This window comes from Mucilaginibacter glaciei, assembly GCF_014773245.1.
Taxonomy (GTDB): Bacteria; Bacteroidota; Bacteroidia; order Sphingobacteriales; family Sphingobacteriaceae; genus Mucilaginibacter; species Mucilaginibacter glaciei.
In genome coordinates this window covers 419,872-440,189 of record NZ_JACWMX010000002.1, presented here as the reverse complement: position 1 = coordinate 440,189, position 20,318 = coordinate 419,872, and the positions used below count along the sequence as shown (strand labels likewise).

Below are 20,318 nucleotides of genomic sequence, written 5' to 3'. Positions count from 1 at the left end.
AAGTAAGAGTTTTTATAAATACTAATATTTTTAGTATTTTATTTTAATAATTTAATGCGCATTGAAATTACCGAACAGGTAGTTATCAATCAAATATCTTTATCAACACTTCGTTTGGCCAATTCTTTACTAATGGCGTTTAGCGTTTTTTTCTTTTTGGCGTCTTTGGCCTTTTTAAGCTTAAGTGCCTCCGCTTTTTGCAGGGCGGTTTCTGTATTGTGCTGCGCGTAATATTTGCAAAACCAGGTAAGCGGGCAAATCTCGCATTTGGGGCTACGCGCCACGCAAATGTAGCGGCCATGCAGTATAAGCCAATGGTGCGCAATAGCTAAGGTATCCTCCGGCAAATTTTCCACCAATTGTCGTTCGCTTTGTAGCGGGTTGGTCGCCCTTGTTAAGCCGATGCGGTTGGATACCCGGAACACATGTGTATCTACCGCGATAGCCGGCGCGTCAAAAACAACAGATGCAATTACATTGGCGGTTTTACGGCCTACACCGGGTAGCTGCTGCAGTTCATTCAGATCTGACGGAACTTCGCTATTAAATTTTTCCATCAGCATCTTGCCCATGCCTGCAAGGTGTTTGGCTTTATTATTAGGATAGCTCACACTGCGGATGTAGGTGAAGATCTCGTCAGCATCAGAAGCCGCCAACGAGGGTGCATCCGGGAAGCGTTCAAAAAGGGCTGGGGTTATCTGGTTAATGCGCTTATCTGTACACTGCGCAGATAATATTACCGCCACCAATAATTGATAGGGGCTTTTGTAATGCAACTCGGTAACCGCATCGGGCTGGTTTTTTGAAAAGTAATCTACAAAATGGCGGTAACGGTCGGCTTTAAGCATCTTTTAGTTCATTGGTTCACTGGTTCATTTGATTATTGGTTTCGTCCTGTTTCAAGCAATAAGCAAATCAACGCGTAAAAGTATAAAATACCGGCAATGAACTAATGAGCAAATGAACTAATAAACCTTATAAAAATAGAAAGGCTCATAAATCAAACTGCCGGCTGTTGCCAAACTGTATGATCCATGAGCCAGTGCTGGGGTCAGCGTAATACTACTGAATGCTCCTGGAATAATCGAGGATGTGGTGGATGGTCTGCAGTTTTGGATTTTTCTTTAATAGATCCAAATCAGCGCGGATGGAATGATAAAAAATCACATCATCAGCTTCCAGATTTTCCTGTACCTCAGATTCTTTCACTTGAACTGTGTTAGTAACCGCATTTAAAGTTTTTGTAAAGGTTTCACCCATAAGCTACGTTTATTAATTTATAGTAAATAACGGAACTTTTTTGCGAATATTTTATGAAAATGAAAATTTAATGAAATTTTTTTCACGCCTCTTAACCTGCTGATTATGTTACCTTATTTATCCCGGATTTGTGCTTGTTTAACAGAAACCGGATTGATGACGGTAACAAAAATTTTCGTTAACTGAAATCAGTTTTCGACAGTAAAGGGCTATTCTAAACAAAAAAGCCATTGAGTAGTCAACGGCTTGTATTTAACAATAGTATGCAATGGCTATTTAATTTTTCAGGCTCAACTCTTTACCCTGCATCATTTTGCGCAGGTTGTTTAAGGCGTAGCGCATGCGGCCGAGGGCGGTGTTAATGCTTACGTCGGTAACATCGGCAATTTCTTTAAAGCTCATATCGCCAAAGTGGCGCATAATCAAAACCTCTTTTTGTTCTGACGGCAGCAACTGGATCAGGGCCTTTAAATCCTTATGGGTTTGCTCGCGCACCAATTTATCCTCAGCACTTTCATCATAATTACCCAACACTTCAAAAATATCAAAGTCGTCGCCATTGTTAACCATTGGTGCGCGTTTCTCGCGGCGGAAATGGTCAATCACCAGGTTATGGCCAATGCGGGTTACCCAAGGTAAAAACTTACCTTCCTCATTGTATTTACCTGCTTTAAGCGTATTAATAACTTTAATAAACGTATCCTGAAAAATATCCTCGGCCAAAGCTTCGTCTTTAACAAGCAGGTAAATAGAAGTATAAATTTTTGATTGGTATCGTCGTATTAACTCGACAAGCCCGGCCTCATCGCCGGCAATATAAAGATGGATTAGATCCTGATCACTTTTCAATTGAAAATCCATAGAAAACTACTAATAAACTAAATTAAATATTTTGTCGTTATTAAAAGTAGAGTTCTATCTATAGTGTTTCCTTTAGGGGGGTGAAAAATGTTACCCTCAAATATAATAATCTAAAAAATAAAAACAAATATTTTTTAACTGGGTATGCTGTATAGTTTGCAAAATAAAATTCCGTGTCAGGGTAGTGCAAACATTTTACTAATCACTTATAAACCAAGCTTAATAAATTAAACCTATTTGGATAACGCTAAATATTTTAGGATTTTTGCAATCCAAACGCCGTGTATAATTATAGCACAATAGTCCATAGCCATTTCAGTCGTTAGACTTAGGTTAATACCCTTGGTTTAAACCTAAATTAAATAAATTGGTTCTTACTATAGTTTATGGACTATCAGCTATGGGCAACAACAATATCCAATGATCAAAGAAGCAGAAAAAGATCCGCAGAAAAATATAATCATAAAGGGCGCAAGGGTACACAACCTTAAAAATCTGGATGTGGCCATTCCCAAAAACAAACTGGTCGTTATTACGGGTATGTCGGGGTCTGGTAAATCGTCCCTGGCTTTTGATACCCTGTATGCCGAAGGGCAGCGCAGATATGTAGAGAGCTTGTCATCCTACGCGCGTCAGTTTTTAGGTCGCATGAACAAGCCCGATGTAGATTATATCAAAGGTATTGCGCCCGCTATCGCTATCGAGCAAAAGGTAATTACAAGTAATCCGCGGTCAACCGTGGGTACTTCTACCGAGATCTATGACTATCTGAAGTTGCTGTTCTCACGGATAGGTAAAACTATCTCGCCAATAAGTGGTGGTCTAGTAAAAAAAGATTCGGTGACCGATGTGATCAATTTTATTACGGCTATGCCGGATGACAGCCAGGTAACTATACTATGCCCCCTACACCCGCATAACAATCGCAGCCTGAAAGAGGAGTTGGCGGTATTGCTGCAAAAGGGTTTTGTAAGGGTAGAGTATAATGGCAAACTATCGCGAATTGAAGAAATGCTGGAGGATGAAAGTATCAACACTAATTTGCTGACAGCCGACGAAGCTGCCGTAACCAAGCCAAAATCTAAAAGCAAAAAATCTAAAGCAGCAAGCGAAGACGAGGCCGAGAACGATGAAACTGCCCGCAATACATCGCTTACTACGCATAACCTGCCGGTACGAATTGTTATAGACCGGATAACAAAAAATGAAGAGGAGGAAACAATAAGCCGGTTAGGCGATAGTATCCAGACCGCATTTTTTGAAGGTAAAGGCGATTGCTACGTACGCTACCGTGAGCCGGAAGCTGCCGAAGAAAATGAGCGCTTTTTTTGCGATCGTTTTGAACTGGACGATATGCGCTTTGAGGAGCCGTCGCCCAACTTTTTTAGCTTTAACAACCCTTATGGTGCCTGCAAAAAATGCGAAGGTTATGGTAAGGTAATAGGTATTGATGAAGATTTGGTGATACCGGATAAAAGCAAAACCGTTTACGAAGGTGCCATTGCCCCATGGCGCGGAGAAAAAATGCGCGAATGGAATGATGTGCTGGTTAAAAGTTCTTTGAAGTTCGATTTTCCTATCCATCGCCAGTATAATCAACTGACCGAGGCGCAGCAGCGTTTGTTGTGGACAGGTAACCAATACTTCCGTGGTCTGAATGCTTTTTTCAAAGAAATGGAGGAGCAAACTTACAAGATCCAGTATCGGGTGTTGTTGTCGCGCTATCGTGGTAAAACCACCTGCCCGGAATGTAAGGGCAGCCGTTTACGTAAAGATGCTTCGTATGTAAAAATCGAGGGTATGTCTATCCAGGATGTGGTATTGATGCCTTTAGATAAAGCTTTTGACTTTTTCAGCAGTTTAAAACTTAACGAAATCGACCTTAAGGTGGGTAAGCGTTTATTGCTTGAAATTACCAACCGTTTAAATTTCTTAAATGACGTTGGCTTAAGTTACTTAACGCTTAACCGTTTATCAAATACCCTTTCTGGCGGCGAGTCGCAACGGATCAACCTGGCTACTTCTTTAGGTAGTAGTCTGGTAGGTTCCATATATGTTTTAGATGAGCCCAGCATTGGCCTTCACCCACGCGATACGCAGCGGTTAATTACGGTTTTACGTTCGTTACGTGATGTTGGTAATACCGTTTTGGTGGTTGAGCATGAGGAGGAGATCATGAAAGCGGCCGATTATATTATTGACATTGGCCCGGAAGCAGGTACGCATGGTGGTAATTTGATCTTTACCGGTACGTATGACCAAATCATTGTTGACGATGAAAGCCTTACAGGTAAATACCTGAGCGGCCGCGAAGAAATTGCGATCCCTAAAACACGCCGTAAATGGAGCGATTTTATTGAGATAAAAGGCGGCCGCGAAAATAACCTGCAAAATGTTGATGCTAAGTTCCCGTTAGGGGTGCTAACTGTGGTTACGGGTGTATCAGGCTCCGGTAAAACCAGTTTGGTAAAACGCATCCTGGCGCCTGCATTGCAAAAAACATTAGGCAATTATAACGGCGACCAAACCGGTGCTTATGATAGTATTGAAGGTGATTACGCAAAAATAGAGCAGGTAGAGATGGTTGACCAAAACCCAATTGGCCGGTCGTCACGCTCTAACCCTGTTACTTATGTAAAGGCTTGGGACGAGATCCGGAACCTTTACTCGGCATTGCCATCGGCAAAAGCCGCGGGTTTAAAACCATCGCAATTCTCCTTCAATGTGGAGGGTGGCCGATGTGATGTTTGCCAGGGTGAGGGTGAGGTGAAGATAGAAATGCAATTTATGGCTGATATCTTTTTAACCTGCGAAGCTTGTAACGGTAAACGCTTCAAACAACATATACTGGATATTACCTATAATGAAAAGAATGTTTCTGAAGTTTTAGAAATGACCATTGACGAGGGCCTGGAGTTTTTTGCCAAAGAAACCAAGATCATCAATAAAATTAAACCACTCGTTGATGTTGGTTTGGGTTATGTACAGCTGGGGCAATCGTCAAACACCTTGTCTGGTGGTGAGGCACAGCGGATTAAGCTGGCGTCTTTCCTGGTGAAAGGCAACAACACGCACAAAACGCTGTTCATTTTTGATGAACCGACCACCGGGTTACATTTTGCAGATATCAAAAAGTTGCTCAAATCTTTCGATGCTTTATTGGAGCACGGTAATACCATAATTGTAATAGAACACAATATGGATGTGATTAAATGTGCCGATTGGGTAATTGACATTGGCCCCGAAGGCGGCGATCGTGGAGGCAAAGTAGTTTTTGAAGGCCTGCCCGAAGACCTGATTAAAGTTAAAGACAGCTACACGGGGAAATATTTGGCGGATAGGTTTGTTTAAGAGATTAGTGATTGGAGATTGGATAGCGATGGGTTTAATACCAATCGCTATTTTTGCATTACAACGATTGTCATTTCGAACGAGCGATAGCGAGGAGAAATCTTCTGCGTAAGACATGTGTAAGCTTTGTTAAAGAAGAAGATTTCTCCTCGTACCTCGTTCGAATGACAAGAAGGAAACCTCACAAAAAAAAGCCTCCCCATTTGGGAAGGCTTTAACTTTTTATTTTCGACTTTTAACTTAGTTAGCCATTTGCCTGCGGATGATGTTTAATGCGCCGCCTGCTTTAAACCACTCAATTTGCTGAGCGTTATAAGTATGGTTAACCTGGAATGATTCTGTAGTACTATCAATGTGGTGTAACACTACGGTTAACTGCTGGCCAGGGGCAAAAGTAGTTAAGCCGGTAATGTCGATGATATCATCCTCCTGTATTTTATCATAGTCGTTGCTATAAGCAAAGGTGATACCCAACATACCTTGTTTCTTCAGGTTGGTTTCATGGATACGGGCAAATGATTTTACCAGTATGGCACGTACACCTAAGTGGCGTGGCTCCATTGCCGCATGCTCACGTGATGAACCTTCACCGTAGTTTTCGTCGCCCACCACGATAGATCCAATGCCATTGGCTTTGTAATCACGCTGTGTTGCCGGAACCGGGCCATATTCGCCGGTCAGTTCGTTTTTAACGCTGTCTGCAGTATTGTTAAAGTAGTTGATAGCGCCGATCAGCATATTGTTAGATATGTTGTCCAGGTGGCCGCGGAACTTTAACCACGGGCCTGCCATGGAGATATGATCGGTAGTACATTTACCTTTGGCTTTTATTAAAAGCTTCAGGCCGGTAATGTCGGTACCTTCCCATGCGGTAAATGGCTCTAACAATTGTAAACGTGCCGAGGTTGGGCTAACCAAAACCTGTACCTGGCTGCCATCTTCGGCAGGTGCCTGGTAACCGGCATCTTCAACTGCGTAACCTCTTATCGGCATTTCAATACCTTCCGGCTCATCAAATTTAACCTGTTCACCGGCTTTGTTGGTTAACGTATCTGTTAACGGGTTAAAGGTTAGGTCGCCCGCTATTACAAACGCCGTAACGATCTCAGGAGAAGCAACAAATGCATGCGTGTTAGGGTTACCGTCCTGGCGTTTTGCAAAATTACGGTTGAATGAAGTAATGATAGAGTTTTTGCGGGTAGGATCATCTGTATGACGCGCCCACTGACCGATACAAGGGCCGCAAGCGTTAGCCATTACCACGCCACCCATGTTTTCAAAGGTGCCTAAGTAACCATCTCGCTCTACCGTGTAACGTACCAGTTCCGAGCCCGGAGTGATGGTAAATTCAGCCTTTGTTTCTAAGTTTTTATCGATGGCCTGTTTGGCAATAGATGCAGAACGGGTAATATCCTCGTAAGATGAATTGGTACATGAACCAATCAAACCAACTTCTAAAGTGGTAGGCCAGTTGTTTTCGCGTAAAGCAGCAGCGAATTTAGAGATAGGCCATGCTAAATCCGGAGTGAATGGGCCGTTAACATGTGGCTCTAATTCAGATAGGTTGATCTCGATCACCTGGTCAAAATAAGCAGCCGGGTTAGCGTAAACCTCGTCATCGCCGGTTAAGTGTTCAGCAACCGCATCGGCCATATCAGCAACTTCGGTACGGCTTGTGCCCCTTAAATAAGCAGCTATCTTCTCGTCGTAACCAAATATGGAAGTGGTTGCGCCGATCTCGGCACCCATATTACAAATGGTACCTTTACCTGTTGCAGAAAGCGAACGTGCCCCTTCGCCAAAATATTCAACAATAGCGCCGGTACCACCTTTTACAGTAAGTATACCCGCTACTTTTAAGATAACGTCTTTAGCTGATGTCCAGCCCGATAATTTACCGGTTAATTTAACACCTATCAGTTTAGGGAATTTTAGTTCCCATGGCAAGCCTGCCATTACATCACACGCATCGGCACCACCAACACCAATAGCAACCATACCCAAACCACCTGCGTTAGGTGTGTGCGAGTCGGTTCCTATCATCATACCACCGGGGAATGCGTAGTTCTCTAAAACAACCTGGTGAATGATACCTGCACCGGCTTTCCAAAAACCGATACCGTATTTATCAGATACCGATGAAAGGAAATCATAAACCTCGCGGTTAATATCAACAGCAGTACTTAAATCGCTTACAGCACCAACTTTAGCCTGGATCAGGTGATCGCAATGTACGGTAGATGGTACAGCAACCTGCGGGCGGCCTGCCTGCATAAACTGCAATAACGCCATTTGGGCAGTTGCATCCTGCATGGCAACACGGTCTGGTGCAAAGTCAACGTAGTCTGCACCACGTTCAAAAGCACGTTTAGCATCGCCTTCGGTAAGGTGAGCGTATAATATTTTTTCAGTCAGGGTTAAATGTTTACCGGTCGCTGTACGGGCAGCATCCACACGGGTGCTGTAGCGATCATAAACCTTTTTGATCATGTCTAAATCAAAAGCCATATTGTTTGATTTTTTGGTTGTAGTAAAGAAATTGATACCCTTTAACAGGGTAGCCGCGAATTTACAAATTATAAACTTTATTCACAGTCAGCGTTTTGTACAATTGCTATTTGGATAGGTTCTAAATAAATTCAAACGGCGTCTCCTTAATCCGCGAAGGGGTTAAGGAGTTTGATCCCCGGTATCTTGCCAAAATCCGAAACGTTGCGTGTGATCAGTGTTTTGCCATAAACTAAGGCGGTAGCGGCAATTATAGCATCAGGCAATTTCAGTTTGAATTGTTTTCTGATCTCAATGGTTTTTTGTTTGACATCATTATCAAGTGGATATATGTAGCTACTCCACAAAAAAGTTTTGATGGTTATGATATCCTCTTCATTTGAAGATCGCCAACTTAAAAGTTCAATTTCTGTTATGACGGAAATGACAGCAGCATTTGTTTTTACTAACTCATCGATTTTTTGTTCAGCTAAAGCTGAAAACTGATGTTGCAAAAAGTATATCACCGTGTTGGTATCCCAAAGATATACTGATTTCATTCTTCCCGAAATTCAGCTAATTGCCGCTCTATCTCTTCTACGGATTGCTTTGTCATTTTACCTTTTAGGCTTTGTAATGATAAAACTCTTTCAGCGTCAGTTAGTAAATCCTCGCTATGCAATTTTATCAAATTTACAGCCTCTAAATCTCTTAAAAGATTTAAGGCCTTATCATGAAGTAAATCTACTGTTATCGTTATCATTCTGATTTTTATAATATCTAAAGTTACGATAAAACCTCAAAATAGTTATGCTACTTTACACTCACTTTTATGATCTTATCATTACTACCATTGCTGGTAATGATGTAAACATCGCCGATTGGCGAAATAGCCAAATCGCGCATGCGGCCGTAGGTATTTTTATAAAAGGTATTAATAACCTCCACTTTATCACCGGCGGTATTCAGCTTAAGCTGCAGCAATTCCTGGTCTTTCAATACAGCCAATAACAGCGAATTTTTCCATTGAGGGATTGAGTTATGGCTGTAAAAATCAATGCCAGAGGGGGCAATAGTAGGCGTCCATGCAAAAATAGGTTCGGCCACATTGTTGGCTGCGCAAAATGTTTGTTCGGTAGTAGTATTGCAAAATCCTTCTACGTTCGGCCAGCCAAAGTTGCGGTCTTTTTGAATGATGTTTACTTCGTCATCGGTTGTATTACCATGTTCCGAGCTGTAAAGCCTGTCGCCAACAAATACGAGGCCTTGCGGGTTGCGGTGCCCGTAACTCCAAAGCGTGCTGCCCGCTACCGGGTTATCGGCAGGGATGCTGCCATCTAAATTGATACGTTGAATTTTACCTGCCGAATTGGTTTTGTCCTGCGCTCGAGATGATACAGAAGCATCGCCGCTGGTAACAAACAGCTTCTTATCGGGCGATATGGCTAAACGGGTACCGTTGTGCGTAGTTGAAGCGGGGATGTTATCTAGTAACACCACAGGGTTTACAAGCGTAGTGCCATTGTATGTGAATTTGACGATCTTTTTAGTGTACACACCTGCCTTATTATAATTGTAAGCTACAAAAACTTCGGGAATGGTGCTAAAATCGGGGTGGAGCACCATCCCTAAAAGGCCACCCTCGCCTTGCGATACCACATCGCTGAGGGTGAATACCGGAGTTGCTACCCCTGTTGCAGGATCAACGCGACTGATCTTGCCACCGCGTTCGGTTATCCAGAGTTTATTGTCAGGCCCCCACAGTATTTCCCAGGGGAAGCTGAGATTTTGGGTTAATACGGCATCTGTTAAAGTAGCATCGGGTTGTGTACCGCTGCCTGTATCGTCCGAATTTTTTTTACAGGTGATAAATAATGCCACACAAAATATAGCGGCGAAAATTGTCCATTTTTTCATAAGCTAAGTATTGAGTAAGTGGGGGTTATATTTGTAACAATAAAGACCGCAAATTGTTGCAGGGGCGAAGTATCAACCGTTGTTAACCTATTTTCTTCTCCAGGTAAGGCAAAGCAGCATTAGGCAGCCCGATAGCTATTGCGCTTAAAAGTACACCTTTATAATCTACCCCGTAGGTAAACAGGCCAATAGCCACGAAGCAAGCAGGAATAACCGCAAAACAAACCACTGCTTTAATAATGAGCAACCCTTGTTTATTGCGAAGCAGCCATTTAAATACAGCCAAATAAATGAAGTGGATAAAAAAACTGCAAAATGTAGTGATCAGAAATACCGCGCCAAGATTGGTTAGACTTTGATGACTGGTTATGATTGGATAAAAAATGTAGACAAGCGCAGTACTAACAATGGAAATTAATAGTCGGGTAATGAGGTATCTGAAGATAGGGTGCATAATTGGATTTATAATTAACATAAACTTTTAAACTCGTACCCCCTCTTGCTCCAATGCTCCAACGCTTTAGGCAAGGCATATTGCATCCTGTCAAAAGCTTTCAGGCTATCGTGAAACAATACGATATCACCGGCACCTGTATTATTGATCACATTACTCAAACACTTTTCGGGGCTTAGGTTAATGTCGAAGTCGGCACTTAGTATGTTCCACATGATGATTTGCAGGTCGGGCCGGGCGTTTTTTAGGAGTTTCACTTGTTCCCTCTTGATCCGACCAAAAGGCGGGCGAAAGAGCGAAGTATCTAATAATTTGTCGGCCTCCAAAAAGTTTTCAAGGTATCTAATGCTATCGGTATCCCATCCTTTAAGGTGGTTGAAGGTATGGTTACCTATGGTGTGCCCGTCGGCTTTTACCTGCTCAAAAATGTCGGGATGCTTGTATACGTTATCGCCAATACAAAAGAAGGTGGCCTTGGCATTAAACCTTTTTAAAATATTTAACACAAAAGGTGTAACAATGGGTATAGGGCCGTCGTCAAAAGTCAAATAAATACAGCGGGTAGCCGGCCTTATGTCCCATATTAAATTAGGGTACAGCTTTTTAAGCAACCAGGGCGTTTTTACCAGATACATGTAAATTAGGAGTTAGAATGTTTCATTATCAACAAACAAATAAAGCTTTCAGAGTAATTAGCTTTTACTTAGAATTGTACACCAACTTATCATGAAACTAAAATTACCATTATCAAAAGTAACCATTGCCTGCTTTATATTATTTGCGATAGCTAATTTAAATGCAAAAGCGCAGGAACTAATTACCCTGCAAAAAGCTATCGACTATACGCTTGAGCGCAATCTGACTATTAAGCAGTCGCAGTTTAACGAGGCGATAACCGAAGAAACCCTAAAGCAATCTAAATACAACCTGTTACCTAACTTAACCGCCGGGCCGCAGGCCTCCTTAAATTTTGGCCGTAATATCGATCCATCCACCAACCAGTTTACCAACCAGCGTATTTTTGCATTAAGCGGTACGGCCAGTTCGCAGGTAACTCTTTTTCAGGGTGGGCAGCTCCGTAACCAAATCATCGCTAACCGCTTGCAGCTTGATGCCGACCGCGGTAGCACAGCTAAGGTTAAAAACGATTTGGTACTTAACGTCGTAACCACCTATTTAAGCGTACTAACCAACCAGGACCTGGTAGCTGCATCATTACAGCAAATTGACATTGCCAAGATCACTTTAGACAGGGCACAAAAAAACTTCGATGTGGGCAATCAAACCCTTGCCGATCTGTCTCAGGCTAAGGCACAGGGATCAACCGCCGATTTGAACTATACAACCGCACAAAACCAGTTAGAATTATCTATACTTACGCTCAAACAACTTATGGAGATGGCGCCTTCCGCCAATATAACGGTCGAGAAGCCCGACATTAGCCAGCTGCGCGATATCAGTACTATATTTGACGCAGAAGCAGTATTAAAAACAGCCCTGGCGGTTAACCCGGATATCAGCCTTGCCGAAGCACGTCAAAAAGTAGCCAAACAAAATATCAGCATCGCTAAAGGGAACTATTACCCAAGTGTTGTATTATTTGGGCAGGTGGGTACCAATTACTCTGATGCCCGCAGGCAGTTTGGTTTCCCTGTTGCAACCGGTAGGGTAGATACGGTAGGATTTGTACAAAACTCTGGTAACGCAGTGGTTGTACCTAATTTTACCACACCTGTATTACATTACCCTTTAGGCAGGCAACTAAGCGACAACTTTAACCAATCGGTAGGTATCACTTTACAGATCCCGATATTTAACCGGTTTTCTGCCCGTACATCTGTACGTAAGGCAAGAATAAATTATGAGAATGCGGTAGTGACAGAACAATTGGCCCGTAACAACCTGGGTAAAATAATTTACCAGGCTGTTTGGGATGTACGTGCTGCCGAGAAAAAGTATGTATCTACACAGCAAACATACCAGGCTAATAAAGATGCCTTTAACGTGATACAACAACGCTACAACGTAGGTTTGGTTAACTCGCTCGATTATAATACGTCGCTAACTAACCTGAACACCTCGCAGTTTAACCTAATCCAGGCACGCTACGAAGTGGTGTTCCGCAGTAAAATTATTGATTACTACTTAGGCAACCCTATTAAACTTTAATACACTAAATAAAATCCTGAAAATATTATGGGAAAGACTACTAAATATATTTTGATTGGCCTTGGCGCTTTGATCGTATTACTAATCATACTCAAAGTAGCAGGGGTAATTGGTAAGCCTAAAGTTACGCAGGTAGCTATTGAAAAGGCCGATAGCCGCGACATTAATGAAACCGTATCTGCCAGCGGCAAGATCAAACCACACGTTGAGGTAAAGATTAGCCCCGAAGTATCTGGCGAGGTGGTTGAATTGCCTATCAAAGAGGGTGATGTGGTGAAAAAAGGGCAGCTGCTTTGCCGTATCCGCCCGGATATCCTGAAATCAGGATACGATCGTGCAGTAGCGTCATACAACACGCAAAAAGCAAGCGTAGGTAATTCATCGCAAATGCTTAAGCAATCTGAGGCTACCTTCGCCAACCAGGCTTCTATCTACAAAAGGAGTAAAGAGCTTTACGATAAAAAAGTATTAACCACTGCCGAGTTTGAGCAGACAAAAGCAAATTACGAAGGCGCAAAGGCATCGTTAGAAGCATCAAAGCAAAACGTTGTAGGTTCTACCTACGGCCTGGCCCAATCGCAGGCTTCTGTTAAAGAAGCGCAGGATAATCTGGCTAAAACAACCATTTACGCACCGGTTGATGGTGTAGTATCAAAATTGTCAATTGAGCAGGGCGAACGTGTTTTGGGTACCCAGCAATTTGCGGGCACCGAGATCATGACCATATCCGACCTTACAAAAATGGATGTAAATGTTGACGTGAATGAGAACGACATTAACCGCATTGCAGTAGGCAACCCTGCTAAAATTGAGATAGATGCATTTTTAGGTAAGAAATTTGAGGGTGAAGTAATTGAAATAGGTAGTTCAGCTAATGTGGTAGGTACTAATGCCGACCAGGTAACCAACTTCACCGTTAAAGTGCGCATCACCGCGCAATCCTACATCGATTTGTTGAAAAAGAACGCTGCCAACCATTCACCGTTCCGCCCTGGATTAACTGCTACCGTTGATATCCAAACCAACCATGTAAAGGCATTATCGGTGCCAATACAGTCAGTTACTACCCGCGAGGAAAAGAAAAACACCGTTGATAAGCCAAAAGCTGATGATGACGCCAAGAAAAAAGTTTCAGACTCTGCACCGGCTAAAGAGTACGTATTTGTTTATTCGGCAGGTAAGGTAAAACAGGTTGCGGTAACTACCGGTATACAGGATGATACTTATATACAAATACTAAGCGGCCTTAAAGGGGGTGAAGAAGTTGTAGCTGCACCGTTTGCAGCAATCTCTAAAACCCTGAACGACGGCATGGTGGTGGAGAAGGTTGATAAATCGAAACTGTTCACCGGCGACGCGAAGAAGGATTAATTTATATAAAAAGAATAAGGATTGAAGGACGAAGCTCTTTCGTCCTTTTTCTTTTTATCCCTTTTCCTGATGCCTTTTAGCTTATAAATTCATTTATTTGCTGTGCCGTTAAAACCAATTAGGCGGCTGTATACTTACATGAGTAATGCTTAAGCAAATAAACAAAATAACCGTTGTTGGCGGTGGCAGTTGGGCTACAGCTAACGTTAAAATGCTGACCGACAATACAACCGAAAAAGAGATTTTTTGGTGGATGCGGAATGCAGAAGCGGTTGACCATATCCAAAATTTTGGGCACAACCCTAATTATTTAAGCTCGGTAGAGATAAAGGTGCCTGCCGCAAATATATCATCAGACCTGAAAGCGCTCGTTCAGAAATCAGACTGCATATTGCTTAACGTGCCTGCTGCGTTCTTAAAACAAGCGCTAAAGGACATTACCGCCGATGACCTGAAGGGCAAAAAGATCGTATCGGCCATCAAGGGTATAGTGCCTGACGAGAATCTGATCATTGGAGAGTTTCTGAATCAGCATTACCAGGTTTCGTTCGAAGATTTCCTGGTAATAAGCGGGCCATGCCATGCAGAGGAGGTAGCGTTAGAAAAGCTATCCTACCTAACCATAGCATCACAAGATGCCGCACTTGCTGCCGAGTTTGCCGGTATGCTGAATACCCGTTACATTAAAACTATCGTGTCTGACGATATTTATGGCACCGAGTACGGTGCCGTGCTGAAAAATGTTTACGCAATTGCCAGCGGCATTTGCCACGGCATTGGATATGGCGATAACTTTCAGTCGGTATTGATATCAAATGCTATCCGTGAGCTGGATAGGTTTGTAGCATCGGTACACCCCATTGACAGGGATATTATGGAATCTGCCTACCTGGGCGATCTGCTGGTTACTGCTTACTCGCAATTTAGCCGTAACCGTACATTTGGTAATATGATAGGGAAGGGTTACACGGTAACATCGGCTCAGTTAGAGATGAATATGGTTGCCGAGGGTTATTATGCAGTAAATTGCCTACACCAAGTAAATAAGCAGTATAAAGTTGAAATGCCCATTTGCGAAGCTGTATACGCTATTTTGTATAAAAAAACCGCACCCGCTACAGAAATGCGCAAACTGGCAGAGAAATTGAGTTAGATTATACAACAACTTAATTTAAATACTCCTATGAAACGTTTATTCAAATCAGCATTATTTGCTGCCAGTTTATTTGCCGCATCATCCACATTTGCTCAAACCCATAAGGACTCTACCTTAGGTGGGAAAATTAGCAATGGCGCCAAAAAAGGTTGGAAGGCTACCAAGAAAACAGCCGTAAAGGTTGGTAACGGAACTGCCGAGGTAGCTTCAAAAGGTGCCGCTGCGGTTGCAGACAAAAAGTTTGATGGTAAGGTTGCGCCTAATGGTGAAACCGTTTACATCGACAAAAATTCGGCTTACTACTATGTGAATGGTAAAGGCAAACATGTTTATGTGAAAAAGGCCACATTGGTCAACAAACCTATGTAATACTACACTTAAAAGCACCTGTACCTAACAGGTGCTTTTTTTATATACCTGCCACAATGAAAAACCTGACCATTATTAATTTATCTGCCTGTCTCTTTGTATTGGCTGCCGCCGCCTGTACAAGCAATAGCGGTAAGCAAACTAACCCTAAATTACCGGGCACCTGGAAATCAAAGGACGGCGTAACTGTATTAAAGATAACCGATAAGCAATTTACTTTAGAAGATGGTGCTGCACCCGTGGCCGAAGACTATTTTATAAAGGGCGATACCATCTTTACATCATTTGAAGGTAATCAGCCATATACCAAATTTGTAATTCAAAAGTTGGATGATCACAGTATGAAGCTGATGTTCCCCGATTCGGTAGCAATAGAATTTGTAAAATGAGTAAAAACAAAAACCTCCCGTATGATTAACAAACGAGAGGCTTTGTAAACAAAACTAAACTAAACTTATGCTTCGGTTAACTACTCCGAAGCTTCTTATGAAAACTAACTAACTAAAATTAGAATCTTCTGCGGCGTTCCGGGCGCTCTTCGCGGGGTTTGCCAGAAAAATCACGGAAACCACCACCACCGCTACCGGCGCTTTTGTTCCTGTCCCTGTTAAAACCACCTTCGCGTCTTTCGCCACCACCACTATTTCTGTCACGGTTGTAACCGCCACCGCTACCGCCTTCGCGCCTCTGGTAACCACCACCACCTTCACGTCTTTCGCTACCGCCACTGCGTGGGCTGCTGGTACCTTCGCCAGATATTTCGATCCTCACTTCGCGGCCTTTAAACTCAACGCCTTTAAAGTTGTTCACTACCTGGTCAACATCGCCGTTGCTTACTTCAAAGAATGAGTAAACACCTTTAACATCAATTTTACCAACGGTGCGGCCGCTTATTTTAGAGTTGTTGCAAATATAACCCAGTAAATCACCCCGGTTAAATTCGTCAACACTACCTAAATTGATAAACAGACGTGTATATTCTGATTTGCCACCGGCATCACGCATTCCGCGTTCGCCTCTTTCGCCATCGCGCATCCTGTCATCTGCAGGTGCATTCAGGTCGGGTGCATTTTGATAATAATCTAAAAAGCGGTTAAACTCTAACGATGCAAAACGTTTAATGATCTGCTCTTTGTCAAGATCTTTAAATTCATCCATGATACGCGGGATGTATTGTTCGATCTGTTCTTCGTTAACCGTTACGTTATGTACTTTGTGTAACAGTGAAAAAAGTTGTTTCTCACAAACATCAAACCCTGTAGGGATTTCAGCCTTGATGAACTTTTTACCAATGGTACGTTCTATCTGGCGAATTTTACCTAACTCTTTGCTGTTGATGATAGCGATAGATACCCCTGTTTTACCCGCACGGGCTGTACGGCCGCTACGGTGGGTGTAATTTTCTATTTCATCGGGTAAGCTGTAGTTAATAACGTGTGTTACATCATTAACATCAATACCACGTGCGGCAACATCAGTAGCAATTAATAATTGCAGGCTGCGCTCGCGGTAGCGTTTCATTACCTTATCGCGTTGTTGCTGTGAAAGGTCACCATGTAAAGAATCGGCATTGTAACCGTCTTTCATCAGTGATTCGGCAATTTCCTGCGTTTCAATTTTGGTACGGCAAAATACGATACCGAAGATAGACGGGTTGTTATCGACAATACGTTTAAATGCGGCGTATTTGTCACGGGCCCTAACAACGTAGTATTCGTGATCGATGTTAACGTTACCGGTATTTTTTTCACCCATGGTTAACTCAAAAGGGTTATCCATGTATTTTTTAGCGATCCTTCTTACTTCAGAAGGCATAGTGGCCGAAAATAGCCAGGTTTTTTTCTCGTCAGGAGTGGTTGATAAAATACTGTCAATGTCTTCCTGGAAGCCCATATTGAGCATCTCATCAGCCTCGTCCAATACTACAAACTTAACCTTTGAAAAGTCAATCGCTTTGCGGTTAATAATGTCCAGCATACGGCCGGGTGTAGCAACAACAATTTGCACACCACGCTTTATCTGGCGTAATTGGTCCTGAATACTTGCACCACCATAAACGGCAACAACGTGTACGTTGTTCATGTTTTTGGCGTAGTTTTTAATGTCGTTCGTGATCTGTAAACAAAGTTCACGTGTTGGGCATAAAACAAGCGCTTGTGGATGATTTTCTTCGAAATCAAGCAGTTCTAATAGCGGCAGTCCAAAGGCAGCTGTTTTACCGGTCCCTGTTTGGGCTAATCCGACAAAATCGTTGCTGCCTGTTAACAATACCGGAATTGACTGTTCCTGGATTGGTGTTGGATTTTCAAATCCTAACTCAGAGATGGCATTAACAATATCATGACGGATTCCCAGATTAATAAATGGGTTCATGAATTAAAATAACGTATTTGGCTACATCGCCAAATCGGCTGCAAAGGTAGCATTAATATCGGCAATAGCAAATGCCATTTTTCAAATTTATGATAATGGCAAATTTATGACTGTTTAAAACTGTAAAGGTCTTAAAATCAGCGCTTTTTTTAAATGGTTTTTTAGTTTGTTTATTGAATTGATAAAATCATATACGCACCGTAAATTCATTTTAACGTTAATTAACAATTAGGTTACCTGTAAACTTGCTATCTTTAAGGCACTTACAATCACTCACATGAAACACCTTAAAATTGTCTTGACTGCTTTTTTAATTTTAGCTGCCATTGGCCAAACATTCGCCCAGAAATCGCCAATGGACACCACCATGTATGGCCGTAATAAAGCAGTTGGTAAATATGTAAACCTACGAGGCTTTAATATGTACTACGAGGTTTACGGTAAAGGAGAGCCGATGCTGATCATCCACGGTAATGGCGGCTCCATCAATAACTTTGTTTACCAAATCCCCTACTTTGCCAAAAATTACCAGGTGATACTGGCCGATAGCCGCGCGCAGGGAAAATCTATCGATGGGAAAGACAGTATTAGTTATGAAATGATGAGCGATGACCTGAACGCTTTGATGGATCATCTGAAAATAAAAGACGCCAATGTAATAGGATGGAGTGACGGCGGGATAGAAGGGCTGCTGCTGGCCATTAACCATCCGGATAAGGTAAAGAAACTTGCAGTTACCGGTGCCAACCTTTGGCCGGACAGCACCGCCGTAGACCCATTTGTGTATAAAATGGTAATGAACCAAAACAGGATCGCTGCCGATACCATGAAAAAGATAAAGGCGCCTACTGCCGAGCAAAAGAACCAGGTAAAATTATTGCACCTGCTATCATTCGAGCCAAATATTAAATTGGAGGTATTAAAGAAAATAACTTGCCCTACGCTGGTTATTGGCGGCGACCATGATGTGATCCGCACGGAACATACGATGAAGATTGCTGAAGCGATCAATAAGTCATACTTGTGGATCTTGCCAAACTCGGGCCACTCTACCCCTGTTATTTATCATGATCTTTTTAACCAGGTGGTTAGCGATTTCTTTAAGAATCCTTACAGGAAGATTGATAAGTACGGCCGGTTTAATTAACGCAACCTATCTGCCGATTTCACTAATTTCTCGTCTCGTTGGATTGCCTTTACCGCAAAGATGATGAGTACGATGCTCAAGGACGTTAAAAACAGCCCTATCCCCATATTTTTGTACTCCAGAGTGATTTCGCCAACTACTTTTTTAACGGTTTGCGCCATCCAAAAGCTGTAGCCGAAAAGCACTAAGATCGCGCTGTAACAAAGCGCTATTTGCTGCTTGCGGTTTTTATATAAAAAGATAATGATAAGCGGCATCACGGCAACTACAACAGTTACAATCGCCAGTGCCATAAAATCCTGAAGTTGTTTATCCAAGCCGTTCACGTTTTCGTATACACCGGTTATGGATACGTTTACCAGTTTGCCATCTACATAAATATTATGTGCCAGCGGGAATGCAAATAGGCCGAAAAGTACTAATGACGCAAATAAAAGGTATATGGATTGTATTCTTTGTAGCATGGCAGTTTTAAGGATTTTTTCTTGCAAATGTAACAGTTATTCAATTATACAATTGTAAAGCGGTAACATTTTTAACCTTTATAACTTAAAACAAAACTTAACTTTGCGCCGTGGCAATTAATAAGCGGTATTTTATTGAACTAAGTTATGATGGCACTAACTATCATGGCTGGCAAGTGCAGCAAAATGCCGTGAGCGTTCAGGAGATACTAAACAAAGCACTATCAACCCTTTTACGGCAGCCTATTGAAACCACGGGTTGCGGGCGTACTGATACGGGCGTACACGCAAAAGAATATTTTGCGCATTTAGATGTAGAGCCCATAGGTGACCGACCCTATGAGATTGACAAACGTAGTTTTAATTCCTTGCTTCCTTACGATATCGCCATCAAGAATATCATCCCCGTTGATCCCGGTGCGCATGCCCGCTTCGATGCAACGTTGCGATCGTATGAGTACCATATCCATTTTGATAAAAATCCATTCTTAAATAATTATTCCTGGTTAACGCGCGATGTGCCAGACTTGGATCTGATGAACAAGGCGGCGGCTATAGTCATGGAATACACAGATTTTAGCTGTTTTAGCAAATCAAATACGCAGGTTAAAACCAATAATTGTAAAATTGCAAAAGCGTTTTGGCAACAAACCGAAAACGGCATTGTGTTCAAAATATCGGCCGACAGGTTTTTACGTAATATGGTTAGAGCTATTGTAGGTACGTTGATAATGGTAGGAAAGGGCGAAATACACCCCGAAAGTATACGTACAATTATAGCAAGTAAAAACCGCAGTAATGCCGGTATGAGTGTGCCGGCCTGCGGTTTATATTTAACAGAGGTTAAGTATCCGTATTTATAAAGATGTCGAATTTCGGATTTTCGATTTCGGATTTAAAACAGGTAAAATAGATAAAAGTAATTTCGAAATTGGACAT

19 protein-coding genes are annotated in these 20,318 nt (G+C 42.3%); 8 read left to right on the top strand and 11 right to left on the bottom strand.

What is annotated here, in order from left to right:
* Positions 1-89 precede the first annotated feature (89 nt).
* The 3 genes from nth to IDJ76_RS06685 form a co-directional block, all read right to left on the bottom strand.
* Positions 90-848, bottom strand: a complete 759-nt coding sequence (nth, locus tag IDJ76_RS06695; protein ID WP_191162022.1) for an endonuclease III — start codon at positions 846-848, stop codon at positions 90-92.
* A 214-nt stretch (positions 849-1,062) separates the two neighbouring features.
* Positions 1,063-1,260, bottom strand: coding sequence for a hypothetical protein (locus IDJ76_RS06690; RefSeq protein ID WP_191162021.1), 198 nt, complete (start codon positions 1,258-1,260; stop codon positions 1,063-1,065).
* A gap of 276 nt (positions 1,261-1,536) precedes the next feature.
* Entirely contained in the window at positions 1,537-2,121 is a 585-nt protein-coding gene (locus IDJ76_RS06685; RefSeq protein ID WP_191162019.1) for an RNA polymerase sigma factor, read from the bottom strand.
* 420 nt (positions 2,122-2,541) lie between these two features.
* On the opposite strand from IDJ76_RS06685, the gene uvrA reads away from it, so the two are divergent.
* Positions 2,542-5,472 (top strand): excinuclease ABC subunit UvrA, encoded by a 2,931-nt coding sequence (gene uvrA / locus IDJ76_RS06675; RefSeq protein WP_224746218.1) that lies wholly within the window; start codon positions 2,542-2,544, stop codon positions 5,470-5,472.
* Between the two features lie 240 nt (positions 5,473-5,712).
* Here the strand turns inward: uvrA and IDJ76_RS06670 are convergent, their stop codons facing one another.
* The 6 genes from IDJ76_RS06670 to IDJ76_RS06645 all read right to left on the bottom strand — a co-directional run bounded on the left by IDJ76_RS06670 (position 5,713) and on the right by IDJ76_RS06645 (position 10,965).
* Complete coding sequence (locus IDJ76_RS06670; RefSeq protein ID WP_191162017.1) at positions 5,713-7,980, bottom strand: aconitate hydratase; 2,268 nt, start codon at positions 7,978-7,980, stop codon at positions 5,713-5,715.
* A 146-nt stretch (positions 7,981-8,126) separates the two neighbouring features.
* Complete coding sequence (locus IDJ76_RS06665) at positions 8,127-8,519, bottom strand: type II toxin-antitoxin system VapC family toxin (protein WP_224746217.1); 393 nt, start codon at positions 8,517-8,519, stop codon at positions 8,127-8,129.
* Entirely contained in the window at positions 8,516-8,722 is a 207-nt protein-coding gene (locus IDJ76_RS06660; protein ID WP_191162014.1) for a hypothetical protein, read from the bottom strand. Before IDJ76_RS06660 ends, IDJ76_RS06665 begins: the two co-directional genes overlap by 4 nt.
* A 50-nt stretch (positions 8,723-8,772) precedes the next feature.
* A complete protein-coding gene (locus tag IDJ76_RS06655) occupies positions 8,773-9,876 on the bottom strand; it encodes a PQQ-dependent sugar dehydrogenase (protein WP_191162012.1) in 1,104 nt (367 codons plus the stop codon).
* Between the two features lie 82 nt (positions 9,877-9,958).
* A complete protein-coding gene (locus tag IDJ76_RS06650) occupies positions 9,959-10,162 on the bottom strand; it encodes a hypothetical protein (RefSeq protein WP_191162010.1) in 204 nt (67 codons plus the stop codon).
* Positions 10,163-10,344: 182 nt separating this feature from the next.
* A complete protein-coding gene (locus IDJ76_RS06645) occupies positions 10,345-10,965 on the bottom strand; it encodes a polysaccharide deacetylase family protein (RefSeq protein WP_191162008.1) in 621 nt (206 codons plus the stop codon).
* A gap of 91 nt (positions 10,966-11,056) precedes the next feature.
* Here IDJ76_RS06645 and IDJ76_RS06640 point away from each other — a divergent pair, with 91 nt between their 5' ends.
* The 5 genes from IDJ76_RS06640 (at position 11,057) to IDJ76_RS06620 (ending at position 15,784) form a co-directional block, all read left to right on the top strand.
* Positions 11,057-12,499, top strand: a complete 1,443-nt coding sequence (locus IDJ76_RS06640; RefSeq protein WP_191162006.1) for a TolC family protein — start codon at positions 11,057-11,059, stop codon at positions 12,497-12,499.
* A 27-nt stretch (positions 12,500-12,526) separates the two neighbouring features.
* On the top strand, positions 12,527-13,870 hold the full coding sequence (locus tag IDJ76_RS06635) for an efflux RND transporter periplasmic adaptor subunit (protein ID WP_191162004.1): 1,344 nt from the start codon (positions 12,527-12,529) through the stop codon (positions 13,868-13,870).
* Between the two features lie 145 nt (positions 13,871-14,015).
* Positions 14,016-15,023 carry an NAD(P)H-dependent glycerol-3-phosphate dehydrogenase gene (locus IDJ76_RS06630; protein ID WP_191162002.1) on the top strand — a complete coding sequence of 336 codons (1,008 nt, stop codon included), beginning with the start codon at positions 14,016-14,018 and terminating at the stop codon, positions 15,021-15,023.
* Positions 15,024-15,053: 30 nt separating this feature from the next.
* Positions 15,054-15,395, top strand: a complete 342-nt coding sequence (locus IDJ76_RS06625) for a hypothetical protein (protein ID WP_191162000.1) — start codon at positions 15,054-15,056, stop codon at positions 15,393-15,395.
* A gap of 56 nt (positions 15,396-15,451) precedes the next feature.
* A complete protein-coding gene (locus tag IDJ76_RS06620; protein WP_191161998.1) occupies positions 15,452-15,784 on the top strand; it encodes a hypothetical protein in 333 nt (110 codons plus the stop codon).
* Positions 15,785-15,902: 118 nt separating this feature from the next.
* On the opposite strand, the gene IDJ76_RS06615 is transcribed toward IDJ76_RS06620, so the two are convergent.
* Positions 15,903-17,768 carry a DEAD/DEAH box helicase gene (locus IDJ76_RS06615; protein ID WP_191161996.1) on the bottom strand — a complete coding sequence of 622 codons (1,866 nt, stop codon included), beginning with the start codon at positions 17,766-17,768 and terminating at the stop codon, positions 15,903-15,905.
* 277 nt (positions 17,769-18,045) lie between these two features.
* Between IDJ76_RS06615 and IDJ76_RS06610 the strand changes: the two genes are divergently transcribed.
* A complete protein-coding gene (locus tag IDJ76_RS06610) occupies positions 18,046-18,915 on the top strand; it encodes an alpha/beta fold hydrolase (RefSeq protein ID WP_191161994.1) in 870 nt (289 codons plus the stop codon).
* Here the strand turns inward: IDJ76_RS06610 and IDJ76_RS06605 are convergent.
* Complete coding sequence (locus IDJ76_RS06605) at positions 18,912-19,379, bottom strand: DUF4293 domain-containing protein (RefSeq protein WP_191161992.1); 468 nt, start codon at positions 19,377-19,379, stop codon at positions 18,912-18,914. The two genes, IDJ76_RS06610 and IDJ76_RS06605, sit on opposite strands and share 4 nt — an antisense overlap.
* Positions 19,380-19,489: 110 nt before the next feature.
* Here IDJ76_RS06605 and truA point away from each other — a divergent pair, with 110 nt between their 5' ends.
* A complete protein-coding gene (truA, locus tag IDJ76_RS06600) occupies positions 19,490-20,242 on the top strand; it encodes a tRNA pseudouridine(38-40) synthase TruA (RefSeq protein WP_191161990.1) in 753 nt (250 codons plus the stop codon).
* Positions 20,243-20,318: the final 76 nt, after the last annotated feature.